This window comes from Kitasatospora sp. RG8 (genome assembly GCF_017813315.1).
In the GTDB taxonomy this organism is placed as follows: domain Bacteria; phylum Actinomycetota; class Actinomycetes; order Streptomycetales; family Streptomycetaceae; genus Kitasatospora.
The window spans coordinates 306,586-319,834 of sequence record NZ_JAGIYX010000005.1 but is presented as its reverse complement, the minus strand read 5'-3'; the positions used below and the strand labels follow the sequence as shown (position 1 = coordinate 319,834).

11 protein-coding genes are annotated in these 13,249 nt (G+C 74.8%); 1 reads left to right on the top strand and 10 read right to left on the bottom strand.

The features are described from left to right. Positions 1-131 precede the first annotated feature (131 nt). From J5Y04_RS11290 to J5Y04_RS11275, 4 genes are all read right to left on the bottom strand, one after another. A complete protein-coding gene (locus J5Y04_RS11290; protein ID WP_209411809.1) occupies positions 132-938 on the bottom strand; it encodes an enoyl-CoA hydratase/isomerase family protein in 807 nt (268 codons plus the stop codon). A gap of 231 nt (positions 939-1,169) precedes the next feature. Continuing rightward, positions 1,170-1,403 carry a helix-turn-helix domain-containing protein gene (locus tag J5Y04_RS11285; protein WP_049658450.1) on the bottom strand — a complete coding sequence of 78 codons (234 nt, stop codon included), beginning with the start codon at positions 1,401-1,403 and terminating at the stop codon, positions 1,170-1,172. Between the two features lie 327 nt (positions 1,404-1,730). Then, positions 1,731-3,329, bottom strand: coding sequence for an ABC-F family ATP-binding cassette domain-containing protein (locus tag J5Y04_RS11280; protein ID WP_209411808.1), 1,599 nt, complete (start codon positions 3,327-3,329; stop codon positions 1,731-1,733). Between the two features lie 234 nt (positions 3,330-3,563). Continuing rightward, entirely contained in the window at positions 3,564-4,493 is a 930-nt protein-coding gene (locus tag J5Y04_RS11275) for a hypothetical protein (RefSeq protein ID WP_209411807.1), read from the bottom strand. Between the two features lie 354 nt (positions 4,494-4,847). On the opposite strand from J5Y04_RS11275, the gene J5Y04_RS11270 reads away from it, so the two are divergent. Then, a complete protein-coding gene (locus tag J5Y04_RS11270) occupies positions 4,848-6,164 on the top strand; it encodes a glycoside hydrolase family 26 protein (protein WP_245204594.1) in 1,317 nt (438 codons plus the stop codon). Between the two features lie 59 nt (positions 6,165-6,223). Here the strand turns inward: J5Y04_RS11270 and J5Y04_RS43500 are convergent, their stop codons facing one another. The 6 genes from J5Y04_RS43500 to J5Y04_RS11240 all read right to left on the bottom strand — a co-directional run bounded on the left by J5Y04_RS43500 (position 6,224) and on the right by J5Y04_RS11240 (position 13,245). Continuing rightward, entirely contained in the window at positions 6,224-7,387 is a 1,164-nt protein-coding gene (locus tag J5Y04_RS43500; RefSeq protein ID WP_209411806.1) for a GNAT family N-acetyltransferase, read from the bottom strand. Next, positions 7,384-8,148, bottom strand: a complete 765-nt coding sequence (locus J5Y04_RS11260; protein ID WP_209411805.1) for a hypothetical protein — start codon at positions 8,146-8,148, stop codon at positions 7,384-7,386. The genes J5Y04_RS43500 and J5Y04_RS11260 overlap by 4 nt, the downstream gene beginning before the upstream one ends. A gap of 64 nt (positions 8,149-8,212) precedes the next feature. After that, positions 8,213-9,328 carry a glycosyltransferase gene (locus J5Y04_RS11255; RefSeq protein WP_209411804.1) on the bottom strand — a complete coding sequence of 372 codons (1,116 nt, stop codon included), beginning with the start codon at positions 9,326-9,328 and terminating at the stop codon, positions 8,213-8,215. Further along, complete coding sequence (locus tag J5Y04_RS11250; protein ID WP_245204593.1) at positions 9,325-10,224, bottom strand: polysaccharide deacetylase family protein; 900 nt, start codon at positions 10,222-10,224, stop codon at positions 9,325-9,327. The genes J5Y04_RS11255 and J5Y04_RS11250 overlap by 4 nt, the downstream gene beginning before the upstream one ends. Beyond that, positions 10,214-11,923 (bottom strand): lipid II flippase MurJ, encoded by a 1,710-nt coding sequence (locus J5Y04_RS11245; protein ID WP_209411803.1) that lies wholly within the window; start codon positions 11,921-11,923, stop codon positions 10,214-10,216. The genes J5Y04_RS11250 and J5Y04_RS11245 overlap by 11 nt, the downstream gene beginning before the upstream one ends. Next, the gene (locus tag J5Y04_RS11240) at positions 11,920-13,245 is read right to left on the bottom strand and encodes an O-antigen ligase (RefSeq protein ID WP_209411802.1); all 1,326 of its coding nucleotides are present in this window, start codon (positions 13,243-13,245) and stop codon (positions 11,920-11,922) included. The genes J5Y04_RS11245 and J5Y04_RS11240 overlap by 4 nt, the downstream gene beginning before the upstream one ends. Positions 13,246-13,249: the final 4 nt, after the last annotated feature.

Genomic DNA, 13,249 nt, shown 5'->3' with positions numbered 1-13,249 from the left:
GCAAATCGGTCCAACTCTGGCATTTCGCCACGATTCCCGCCCCCGGAGAGCCGCCTCGCGGGGCGGGAACGCCGAAGGCCCGGCTCGCGGGAGCGCCCCCGCGGGCCGGGCCTTCCGGCAGTGGCCGGCGATCAGTCGCCGATGCCCGCCAGGTCGCGCAGCCGGCGGGCCTGGGCCACCCGCTCGGCCGACCGCTGCTCGTCGTAGGAGCGGTCGCCCGCCCCCTGGAGCAGGGCCTTGGTCTCGATGACGGCGCTGCGCGGCGCGGCCAGCAGTGCGGCGGCGAGGTCACGGGCGGCGCCGTCGAGCTCCTCGGCGGGGACGGCCAGGTTGGCCAGGCCGGTGGCGGCGGCCTCCTCGGCGCCGACCCAGCGGCCGGTGGCGCAGATCTCCAGCGCCCGGGCGTAGCCGACCAGATCGGTGAGCGGCTTGGTGCCGGCCAGGTCGGGGACGAGGCCGAGCGAGGTCTCCTTCATGGAGAACTGGACGTCCTCGGCGACGACCCGCAGGTCGCAGCCGAGGGCGAGCTGGAAGCCGGCACCGACGGCGTGGCCCTGGACGGCGGCGATGGAGACCAGGTCGGGGCGGCGCCACCAGGCGAAGGCCTCCTGGTAGGAGGCGATGGTGTCGTCGAGGTCCTTGTCCTCGGCGGCGGCCAGCTGGAGGAAGGTGCGCTCGCCGGGGATGCCCTCGGCGGTGAACATCGCGCGGTCCAGGCCGGCCGAGAAGGAGACGCCCTCGGCGCGCAGCAGCACCACCCGGACGCTGCCGGGCAGCCGGCGGCCGGCCTCGGTCAGGGCGCGCCACATCGCGGGGGACTGGGCGTTGCGCCGCTTGGGCTGACAGAGGGTGACGACGGCGAGCTCGCCGTCGATCTCCAGGCGGACGCCGTCCTGCTCCCAGCTCGGAGCCTGCGGTTCGGTGACGGGGGCGGTCATGCGGGGACCTCCGGTGGCGGGGGACTTGGCTACCGGAGAGTAACAAACCTGCGCGCGCAGCGGCAGGGCGGCGGCGCACGACATCACGAAGGGAAGGGGGGCGCCGGCCTGCGGCGCGGGCGGACATGACGATCGGCGGCCGGTTCGCACGGGCCGGGGGCGGACGACCAACTGTCGTCTCCCCGGTCGGCGCCCTGCCGCCGAGTCATCCGCCGATGGACTGACGGACCGTCAGGAGCTGGCTCCAGCAGTAGCTTTGTTCTTGCCCCGCGTGGCACCACCGCGGCCCCGGAGGATCACTCCGGACTCGCTCAGCATCCGGTGCACGAAGCCGTACGAACGACCGGTCTCCTCCGCGAGAGCGCGAATGCTCGCCCCGGAGTCGTACTTCTTCTTGAGATCGGCCGCGAGCTTCTCACGCGCGGCACCGGTCACCCGGCTGCCCTTTTTCAGAGTCTCGGCCACCCGTGCCTCCTCGTAGCGTTGCTCGGTCAGATTCCCATGATCACCCATCCACAGCGTCCTGGCCACCCATTCGACAAGGTCGATGTCGGGAATGCGTGGTCCGCCGGTGGTGATCAGAGCGCACAAGGGCGCTCACGCAGAGTGCACGCCCCCGGGGCGATTGCGCCATCCGGCGCGAAAGGGCTGATCAGCAGCGTCGGCCCGACCACGATCGAGTGGCGGGCCGACGGAAGCTCCTCAAACGGAATCCGGGACCTCTTCATTCCCGGACACGCCGTAAGTACTGGTTTTTCTGGTCCAAAGAGTGGACCCGATGTCTACCTCAGGTCAGGCGAGGGAGACCAGATCGGCGTAGGCCGGGCTCCAGAGGTCCTCCACGCCGTCCGGCAGCAGGATGATCCGCTCCGGCTGGAGCGCGTCGACCGCGCCCTCGTCGTGGGTGACCAGCACGACCGCGCCGGTGAACTCGCGCAGCGCGCCGAGGATCTCCTCGCGGCTGGCCGGGTCGAGGTTGTTGGTGGGCTCGTCGAGCAGCAGCACGTTGGCGCTGGAGACCACCAGCGAGGCCAGCGCGAGCCGGGTCTTCTCACCGCCGGAGAGCACCCCGGCCGGCTTGTCGACGTCGTCGCCCGAGAAGAGGAACGAGCCGAGGATCTTGCGGATCTGCACCAGGTCGGTGTCGGGGGCCGAGGAGCGCATGTTCTCCAGCACCGTGCGCTCCGGGTCCAGGGTCTCGTGCTCCTGGGCGTAGTAGCCGATCTTCAGGCCGTGGCCCGGGATCACCTCGCCGGTGTCCGGCTCCTCCACCCCGGCCAGCATCCGCAGCAGGGTGGTCTTGCCCGCGCCGTTGAGACCCAGCACGACGACCCGCGAACCGCGGTCGATGGCCAGGTCGACACCGGCGAAGATCTCCAGCGAGCCGTAGGACTTGGAGAGGTCGGCGGCGGTCAGCGGGGTCTTGCCGCAGGGGGCCGGGTCGGGGAAGCGCAGCTTGGCGACCTTGTCGCTCAGCCGGACCTGCTCCAGACCGGAGAGCAGCTTCTCGGCGCGGCGGGCCATGTTCTGCGCGGCGACCGTCTTGGTCGCCTTGGCGCGCATCTTGTCGGCCTGCGCGTTCAGCGTCGCGGCCTTCTTCTCGGCGTTGGCCCGCTCGCGCTTGCGGCGCTTCTCGTCGTCCTCGCGCTGCTGCTGGTACTGCTTCCAGCCCATGTTGTAGACGTCGATCGCGGAGCGGTTGGCGTCCAGGTAGAAGACCTTGTTGACGACCGTCTCGACCAGGTCGACGTCGTGCGAGATGACGATGAAGCCGCCCTTGTACGTCTTCAGGAAGTCCCGCAGCCAGGCGATCGAGTCGGCGTCGAGGTGGTTGGTGGGCTCGTCGAGGAGCAGCACGTCGGAGTCGGAGAAGAGGATCCGGGCCAGCTCCACGCGGCGGCGCTGACCACCGGAGAGGGTGTGCAGCTGCTGGCCCAGGATGCGGTCCGGCAGGCCCAGCGCGGCGGCGATGGTGGCGGCCTCGGCCTCGGCGGCGTACCCGCCCTTGGTGAGGAACTCCGTCTCCAGGCGCGCGTACTTCTTCATCGCGTTCTCCTGGGTGGCGCCCTTGCCGTTCGCCATCCGGTCCTCGTTCTCGCGCATCTTCTTCAGCACGGTGTCGAGGCCGCGGGCGGAGAGGATGCGGTCCTTGGCGAGGACGTCGAGGTCGCCGGTGCGCGGGTCCTGCGGGAGGTAGCCGACCTCACCGGACCGGGTGACCGTGCCCGCGGCCGGCAGGCCCTCGCCGGCCAGCACCTTGGTGAGGGTGGTCTTCCCGGCGCCGTTGCGCCCGACCAGGCCGATCCGGTCGCCGGGGGCGACCTTGAAGCTCGCGGACTCGATCAGGATCCGGGCACCGGCGCGCAGCTCAAGGGCGTTGGCGGAAATCATGGCTGGGGACTACTCCTGGGACGTGGGCGGGCACCTGGGCGGGGCACAGGGCCTGGGCGGCGGAAGGGGGCGTCGTCGGTGGACCGGCAGACCGCTCGGGGCGGCGCCGCTCGCCTGCTTAGTGCCCGGAGAGAACAGCCATGACGGCAAGTCTACCGGGCCCCGCGAGGGGGCCCGGAGGAATACCGGCCCGGCCGCCGCGCAGGGGGGCCGGGCCGTGACGGGCACCCGCGGCTACGGCTGCCCGGTGGCCTCCGCGGCCGCGCAGGTGCCCTGCGGGCGGACGGCGGCGAACGGCTCGGACGGGCTGCCGCACGCCGACTCGGGGGCGGCGGCCTTGGTGTCGAACACCTTGGGGCCGACGATCGGGCCGTCCGAGATCAGCACCCGGCGGCCGTCCAGGGCCTTCAGCGAGACGGCCGGGCCGGCGCTGAGCTGCCAGCCGGTGCTGTCCAGCCGGTAGCCGCTGATGCCGCCGGAGACCGGCTGGCCGGTGCTGTTGGTGCAGCTGCGCGGGACGAGCACCGCGTAGTCGGTGCCGACCGTGCGCATCGGGTCGTAGACGCAGTTGCCGGCCGGCTTGGAGTTGTAGCGCAGGTCACCGTCGGCGTCGCGGAAACCCATCGTCAGGTTCGGTGTGACCACCGCCACCCAGGGGGCGGTCTGCTGGACGGTGTGCAGGGCCGCGGCGGCGCGCTCCGTCGCCAGCTGCTTGCGCTGCTCCTCGGTGCGCTTGTCCGCGCCCGGCTCGCCGTCGCCGCGCAGCCAGTCCGCCAGGCCGGGCACCGCGCGGTGCCAGCGCACCTCGTGGTCGCCGGGGCGCACCGACGTGACCAGGCCGTCGTCCCAGACCACCACGGCGTTCTCCCCCGCCATCGACAGGTAGAGCGCGGTGGCGCCCTCACGGCGGTAGGACCAGGCGTGGTCGCCGGTGGCGCGGTTGTACGCCTCCAGGCCGGGGCCCACCTTCAGCTCCAGATCGGCCGCGCTCAGCGACTGCGCGTCGACCGGGCTGGCGTCCGCTCCGCCCGGCTCGGCCACCCGGTCCCCGAACGGCACCGGCTTGTTGGCGTGCGCGGCCGCGCCCGCCACAAGGACCAGCAGCACCGCCAGGGCAGGGAGGATCGATCGGGGGGTGAGGACACGCAGCGGCTTCCAGGACACGGGCGGAGCGTACCTTTCAGCACCCGCACGAGTCAGCCGGACTTCGCCGGGCGTCCGACGGACGGAACGCGGGATGGCCGGATCACGCCCCTCGCCCGGACCCACCCGCCGACCTGCGCCGTCGGGCCCGCCGCCGCCCCGCGCGGCCCGCCGGGGTAGGACTCCCACGGCCTTCCGGACTGTTACAGAGGTGATACACGCCACGTTGCCGCGGACAACGTTCGAATATCGCCCACTTTAGGGTGACATTCGGCTTTTCCGACGCCCGATGGGCCTACTGTCTGCAATCGGGGCACCACGGTCCGTCCTTCCGGCCCCGGTTCCGCGACACCGGAGACGCCCGGAGGAGACACCATGCGATACGGCCGCCTGACGCTGGCCGCCGCCGCCCTGCTGCTGCTGACCACCGCGAGCGTCCCCGCCGGGACGCCGCTCAGCCAGACCGAACGGCACAGCCTCTCCTCCGACGCCGTACAGCCGCGCGGCGCGGCCCCCAGACCGGTCGTCCAGCGGCCGCAGCACGAGCCGCCGTTCGGCGCCTTCGTCGGCTCCTGGGACAACTACATCCCCCAGCTCGGCCGGTACGCGCAGTGGCTGAACAACGCCAACATGCAGGTCGGCCACACCTATCTGGCCGGAAACAGCTGGGCCGACATCGAGGGCGACCCGGTGGTGCTCGGCATGTGGTCGCAGTGGCGGCTGGCCGACCCGTCCCGGATGCTCGTCCTCGGCGTGCCGATGCTGGTCCCGAACGAGGCCGGCGTCCCGGACGCCGAGGTGGCGAGGCTACTGGCCCAGGGCGCCCACGGGGACTTCGACCGGTACTTCCTCAAGCTGGCCCGCCGGCTGGTCGCGCTCGGCGGGGCGGACACCGTGCTCACCCTCGGCTGGGAGATGAACGGCGTCACCTACACCCACCGCTGCAAGCCCGACCCGGCCGCCTGGAAGACGTACTGGCGGCGGATCGTCTCGGTGATGCGCTCGGTGCCCGGGCAGCGGTTCCGCTTCGACTTCACGCCGAACCGGGGGGCCGACGCCATCCCGTGGACCAGGTGCTACCCCGGGGACGACGTGGTCGACATCATCGGCATGGACAGCTACGACCAGCCGGCCGGCGCCACCTTCGACGACTACGTGCGCGAGCCGTACGGCCTCCAGGACCAGGTGGAGTTCGCGGCCAAGCGCGGCAAGCCGGTCTCGTACCCGGAGTGGGGGCTGTTCCGGAACGGGGACAACCCGGAGTTCGTGCAGCGGATGGTGGAGTGGATGCGGACCCACGACACCAGCTACCAGACCGTTACCGACTACTGCCCGCACGGGTTCTGGCAGTGCGACAGGAACCCGCGTTCCAGCGCCCGGTTCAAGCAGCTGATGGCCGGCTCCAAGGGGACGCCGGCCACCCCGCCGCCGGCCACCCCGGCGCCCGCCCCGTCAGCTGTTCCGTCGCCTTCCCTCCCGGCCGCCCCGTCTGCCGCTCCGTCGCCGTCCGCCCCGTCGCCGTCCGCCCCGCCGTCGTCCGCTCAGGCCACCGCCGCACCGGGCGCCTCCGCGAGCCCGACGCCGGCCGCCACGACGGGTGCCCCGTCCGGCTCCCCGGCGGTCGCCCCGTCGGGGACCCCGACCACGGCCTCGCCGGCACCGGCGCCGGGCGGCGTACCCGCCCGGCGCTGAGGACGGACGGCGGGCCGCCCACGGGTCCGCCCTGCCGCTGGAACACCCCGCTCCCCCGGTCAGCTCCGGCGGCGGGCCAGGAGCGCTTCCTTGAGCCTCGGCAGGCGGGTGTCGAGCACGTGCACCACGACCTGCCGGGCCCGCACCAGGCCGGCCCGGACGGCGGCGGCCGGGGCCGGGCCGCGCGGGCCGAACAGCAGCCGCTGGTTCGGCAGCTGGTCCGGCCGCCAGCGCTGCTTGTACGGCTCCTGGCCGCGCAGCAGGCCTATCACCGGGACTCCGGCCGAGACCGTCTCCTCCAGCGCCGCGTTGAACAGCAGCCCGGCGATGTCCAGCCGCTCGCGCAGCTTCGGGTGCGCGCCGTACAGGTAGAGGCCGCTGAAGGACGGGCACAGCATCAGCAGGTTCACCGCGACCAGCTCGCCGTCCAGCCAGAAACGGTGGACCGCGGCGCGGCCGCCGGCGACCAGGCCGGTGGTGGACTCGGCGAGGTGGCGGGCGAACCGCCCGGTGCGGTGCTCCGGGGTGACGCCGCGCTCCTGCCACTGCAGGAAGTGCAGCCGCAGCAGGCCCTCCACCGCCTCCGGCACCTCCTCCGGCGGCGTCGAGCGGACCTCGACCCCGACTTCGGCGATCTTGCGCAGCTTCACCCGGTTGCGCTGGGCGGTCTTGCCCTTCAGCCGGGTGAGCAGCTGGTCCATCGGCACACCGGGCAGGTACTGGCAGAGCGAGTCGGCGAACCGGCTCCGGCTGCCCCGCCAGTGCTCGAACACCCGCTGCACGGCCGCCTCGGGGTGCACCTCGCGCAGCTCCAGGCTGTGCCAGGGGCGGGTCAGCGGGAGGGCGGCGGCGAACTCGGCGGCGGCCCGGTCGGCGCAGTCGTCGTCGAGCAGGACGTCGGTGAAGTCGATCAGGCCGCCGCCGAGGCCGGTCAGGCCGCCGAGCGGACCGCCGCGCCGCCGGAACGCCCCGGCGCCGACCAACCGGCCCTCCCGGCGGACCAGCAGCACCACCAACCCGCCCGGGCGGCCGTACTGGCGCCACCAGGACCGCTGCCAGGCGGCGGCCTGGAAGAAGGTGGCCGTCCGGCAGCGGCGGGCCAGGTCGTCCCACTCCTCGGCGAGGGTGTCGAGGGCGTCGTCCTCCCCGCGCAGCTCGGTGGTCCAGCGCGGTGCGGCGGACCGGGCGGGCAGACCGGTCCCCCGGGCGGCCTTGGTGCTCACCGCCCGCTCCCGGCGGCGGCCTTCTCGCCCTTCCCGGACCTCTCCGACTTCTCCGACTTCTCGCCCCTCGCGGGCCGCTCGGGGGCCCCGGGCTCCTCCGGCTTCGCCGCCCGCTCCGCCGGGGCGTCGTCCCGGGCCGGGGGCTCCTCGCCGCGCGGGCGCAAGGTGGTCGGCAGGGGCCCGGCGACCGGCCCGGACCCGGTGCCACCGCGGCGGCGGGTCGTCATCACCAGCGCGCCGATCAGCAGGCCGGCCGCGCCGCCGACGGCGACGTCCAGCTGGGCGGAGGGGGTGGTCGGCCGGTCCGGCTCGGCGGCGGGGGCCAGCGGGACCAGCCTGACACCGGTCTCCTTGCTGCTGGCGTTGGCGAAGGCGACCAGCGAGCGGGCCACCGCGTCGGCGGCCTCGACGGCCTCCTGCGGCCGCCCGCCGGTGCCGGTGATCTCGATCATCGGGGCGTCCGGCGAGGTGGTCCCGTGCACCAGGGACTCCAGCCTGGTCCGGCTGTGACCGGTCTCGGCGGCGGCCACCGCGAGCACCTGGGGCTGGCCGGCCAGCCGGCCGTACGCCTGGGCGAAGTTGACCGCGGTGGCGTTCTCCCCCGGGTTCTGCGGCACCACGATCACGTAGGAGTTGGCGGCGTACGAGGGGTGGGCCACCGCGGCGTACCCGGCGCCGCCGGCGGCGCCCAGCGGCACCGCGAGGAGCAGCGGCCACCAGCGGCGGGCCAGGCTGCGGGCGCTTCGGCGCGGTTCGGACATGGGGTGCTCCTTGGGTACGGGGGCCGAACGGCCGGCGAGGGGTGTTCCGGGGGCGGCCGGCGGCTCAAGCGGGGGCCAGGCGGTCGTAGAGGGCGCCGAGGTCGGCGGCCACCCGGGCGATGTCGTAGTGGCCGACGGCCGGGGGCCGGGGCAGCGGGTCGTTGCTGTGGTCGTTGAGGTGGCGCAGCTCGCCCAGCGCGGCGGCGTAGGCGGCGGCGTCGGAAGGGATCCGGCGGGCCTGCGGGGCGGCGGTGGGCGGGAGTTCGTCCAGTGCCGGACAGGCGCTGTGACGGACGGGAAGGCCCGCGGCGAGACCCTCCAGGACGCCGAGGCCGAAGGTCTCCGCGGTCGAGGGGGCGGCCAGCACGTCCAGGGCGGTGAGGAGTTCGGGCACGTCGTCGCGCTCGCCGGTGAGGACCAGGCGGTCCCGGACGCCGAGTTCGGCGGCCCGCCGTTCCAGGGCGGCGCGCTCGGGGCCCTCGCCGACCAGGACGAGGCGGGCCGCGCCGTCCAGCTCGGCGAGCGCCTCCAGCAGGACGTGGAAGCGTTTGCCCGGCACCAGGCGGCCGACCCCGCCCACCACCCAGGCGCCCGGCGGGAGGCCGAGCTCGGCGCGCAACCGCGCCCGGACGACGGCCCGGTCGGCGTCCGGCCGGTGGTAGCGGGCGGAGTCGATGCCGTTGGGGATGAGCTCGACCCGGGCCTGCGGGACGCCCCACGCGTGCAGGGCCTGGGCGACCTGCCGGGAGACCGCCACGGTGGTGGTGCCGAGGCGTTCGGCGGCCAGGTAGAGGCCCTTGACGCCCCGGGTGACCGGCCGGCCCTCGATCACCCCGGCGTGCAGCGAGTGCTCGGTGGCCACCACCGCCCGGACCCCGGCGAGGCGGGCGGCGAGGCGCCCGTAGAGGCCGGCCCGGTAGAGGTGGGTGTGCACCACGTCGTAGCGGCCGGCCCGGATCAGCCGGACCAGCCGGGGCAGTGCGCCGACGTCCCGGTTGCCGCGCATGGCGAGGTGGTGGACGGTGACGCCCTCGGCCCGCAGCGCGGCGGCGACCGTGCCGGGGTTGGTCAGCGCGACCACCTCGCAGTGCTGGTGCGCCGGCAGGTGCCGCAGCAGCAGCTGCAACTGGCGCTCGGCGCCGCCGGAGGCGAGGCCGGTGACGATGTGCAGCACCCTCACCGCCCGGCCCCCCTGCTGCGCCGCAGCTCGGTGACGGTGTCGCGGAACCGGTGCCGGCCGCGCTTGGCGCGCAGCCGCCAGGCACCGTCGCGGTCGCCGACGTAGCAGCGGGGCAGCGCGTAGCGGCCGGTCAGCGGCGAGTGGGCGATGGCGCAGGCGTAGTCGTAGCCGGCGTCGCGGACGGCCTGGGCGGCGGGCAGGTCCACCGCGCCGTACGGGTAGCAGAAGCCGGTGACCGGACCGCCGACGACCTCCTCCAGGGCCCGGCGGCTCTCCCGGGTCTGGGTGGCGAGGGCGGCGGCGGGCAGGCCGGGGAGCGACTGGTGGCCGAGGCCGTGCGAACCGATCTCCCATCCGGCGGAGGCGAGTTCGGTGACCTCCTGGACGGTGAGCAGCTTCTTGCGGGGGCCCTCGACGTCCCAGTCGTTGGCCCGGCCGAGCAGGTCGGCGACCACGTAGGCGGTGGCGGTGAAGCCGTACGCCTGGAGAATCGGTACGGCGTACCGGGCGAAGTCGGCGTAGCCGTCGTCGAAGGTGAGGCCGACCAGCCGGTCGTCCTGGCCGGCGGCCCGGGCGCGCATCAGCTCGCGGACCGAGACGCCGCGGCGGCCGCGCCGGTGGAGCCAGGCGATCTGCTCGGCGAACCGCTCGGGGCTGACGGTCAGCTGGTACGGGTCCTCCTCCTCGACGGCCACCGAGTGGTACATCAGGATCCACGGCGAGGGGCCCTGTGGGCCGGGCGGGGCGGCGGCGGGGCGGCGGCTTCCGGGCAGCTGTGCCTGGGGACGGCGGACGCCGGTGCGCGGCGCTTCGGCGCGTGGGCCGCCCGCCGTCGGCACGGCTGCGCGGCGAACGCCCGACAGGGCCGAACGGACGGAACCCCGTTCAACGTCCATGGGGAAGCTTCCCTTCATCGGCAACAGGTGGCGGGCACAGGGCCCGGACGGCGGCGAGGACCGGTCCGCGCACCTCGCGGGCACCGAGGCCGGTGCCGAGGGCGGCGAAGGCCAGCGCCACGGTGAGGCCCCCGAGCAGCGTCGAGAGCAGGGGGCCGGCGGCGAGCGCCGCCACGGGGGTTCCGAGGGCCGCCGCGCCGACGGCGGCGGCCAGCAGCCGGGCGTGGCCGCCGAGGACCAGCCGCAGGCGCAGCGCGATGCCGCGCAGGACCAGGCCGCGCAGCAGCAGCGCGGCGGCGGCGGTGATGCCGGCCGCGTTGCCGGCGGCCAGGCCGAGGGCGCCGAGGCGGGGGGTGGTGAGCAGCCCGACGGTGACGGTGACGACCAGGCCGAGCACCATGGCGCCGGCCGGGTACCAGTCGAGCAGCCGGCGGCCGCCGTCGTCGCTGCCCGGGTCGCCGGCCCGGCGGACCACGGGACGGAGCGAGAAGTACGGGCGGATCATCACGCCGATCAGCGCCTGGGCGGGCAGGCCGAAGCTGTAGACCCGGATGACGGCGGCGGTGGCGGCGGTGTCCTGCGGGCCGAAGGCGCCGCGCTCGAAGAGCAGCGCGACCACCGAGGGCGCGCAGGCGAGCAGGAAGGCGGTGCCGAGCAGGACGACGGCGGCGGCCTGTCCGAGGTCCTTCTCGACCCGGTCCCGGGCGGCGGTGAGGTCCCCGGCGGCGAGCGCCCGGGCGACCAGCGGGAAGGTGACGGTGCAGATCAGGATGGCCGCGGTCATGGCGAGCTGGGAGACCTTGGCGGCGTAGTTGAGGTGCGAGATGGTGCCGGGCGGCAGCCCGGAGCCGAGGAAGCGCTCGATGAAGACCTGGGCCTGCCGGGTCAGGGTGAACGCGGCCACCGGCAGCAGGGCGAACGGGATCAGCACCAGCGCGTGGGGCGAGCGGCGGCCCGTGGCGGGACGGCCGGAGCGCAGCCGGCGCAGGAACGGGGCGACCAGCAGGCCGGCCATCAGCAGGCTGCCGAGCGCGACGCCGATCGCGGCGGAGCGCACGCCCCAGAGCGCGTGGCAGCCGAGCAGCACGCCGAGGATGCCGAGGTTGTACGCGACGTAGATGCCCGCCGGGGCGGTGAAGCAGTGATGGGCCCTCAGCGCGGCGGCGAGGTAGCCGGCCACGCCGAAGGGCAGCACGGTGAACGCGGTGATCCGGGTGCAGGTGACGGCGAGTCCCGGGTCGGCCAGGCCGGGGGCGAGCAGGTCGACCAGCCGGTCGGCGCCGAGTGCCGTGCCGAGGGAGAGCGCGCTCAGGGCGAGCAGCAGCCAGGGCAGGGTGGCGCGGACCAGTTGGCGGACCGGGTCGGGGCCGTCGGGGCGCTCCTCGCGCAGCACCAGGGCGAGGGCGAAGGCGGGCACCATGAGGAAGGACATGGCGTCCTCGATCAGCAGCGGTGCGGCGGTCTCCGGCACGGTCCAGGCGACCAGGAAGGCGTCGGTGCCCTGGTTGGCGCCGAAGTAGCGGGCCAGGAGCAGGTCGCGGAGCAGGCCGAGGCCGGAGCCGGCGGCGCTGAGCACGGCGGTGACGCCGAAGGCCTTGGCGAGGAAACCGCGCCGGGGGGCGGCGTGGGTCTCGGCCGCGGGTACCGGCCGGGAGGCCGGGAGGGTGGGGGTGAGCGCGGCCGGCCGGTCGGTGCTCATCGGGCGGCCTCCGGGCCGGCGGCGCGCGCGGCACGGGCGGCGAGGCCGAGGACGACGGAGGTCAGCACGGTGGTGGTGCCGCCGATGTCCGCGTAGAGGAAGTCGACCAGCACCCAGACCAGCAGGGCCAGTGCCGCCAGGCCGGGGCCGGTGGCGCGGCGCAGGCACCCGAGGAGCAGGCCGAGGAAGAGGGCGAGGTAGGCGACGATGCCGATCAGGCCCTGTTCGCTGAGGACCAGGAAGTACATGTTGTGCGGGGAGAGCAGCGGTTCGCGCTGGAAGCCGATGGTGGCGTCGGCGGCGTCGCTGCCGGAGGAGAGCCGCAGCGGGGCGCGGCTGTCGCGCAGTTGCTGGAAGGCCTTGGGCCCGGCGCCGCCGACCGGGTGGTCCTGCCAGATGCGTCCGGCGGTGGACCAGAGGTCGTAGCGGTCGGAGACGGACTGGTCGGGGGCCGCCGACACGGAGCCGATCGACGTGAGGCGGGCGGTGACGCCCGAGCCGCCGAGGCCGAGACCGCCGATCAGCACCACGCCGGCGGCCAGGGCGAGGACGGCGCTGCGGACGGCGAGCCGAGCGTCGGCGCGCAGCAGCAGGACGGTGGCGGCGGCCCCGGTGGCGATCCAGCTGCCGCGGCTGAAGGAGACGGCGAGCGGGAAGGCGAGGAAGGCGGCCGCCGCGTACATGGCGCGGCGCAGCCGCCGGTCGCCGCCGGGGTGCCGTTCGCCGAGGGCGAGGGCGAGGGCGGCGAGGAGGCCGTAGCTGACGACGGTGGACATCGCCATGATGTCGAGCGCGCCGAAGGTGCCAACGGCCCGGATCGGCCGGCCGGTGTAGGAGGCGCCGGTCCGGGTGAGGTACTGGTGGGCGCCGACCACGCCCTGGACCAGCGCGGCCGCGACGAAGGAGCCGAGGACCAGGCGCTGGTCGGTGCGGTCGCGCAGGGCGCAGAGGACGGCGACGGGCACCAGGACGAAGACCTGGGCGAGCCGGACGAAGCCGGTGAGGCTGGTGGCCGGGTCGATCGAGCCGATGGTGGCGACGGCGGCGGCGACCACGATCGCGCCGAAGCGGACGGCGGCGGTCCGGCCGATCGCGGGGGTACGGCCGCGCACCAGGTCGGCGGCGGTGAGGGCGACCAGGGCGAGCGAGGCGAGGTCGGCGGCGGTGATGTGGACGGCGGCGGTGACGTCCTTCTCGCCGGTGGGGACGCAGACCAGCAGGACGGTGGCGGCGGCGAGGAGGCTGGGCCGTTCCAGGAGGGCCGTCCCGGCCCGGCGTAAGGCCCGGGCGGGTTCGGGGACGGCGGTGAGGGTCAGGGCCACGCTG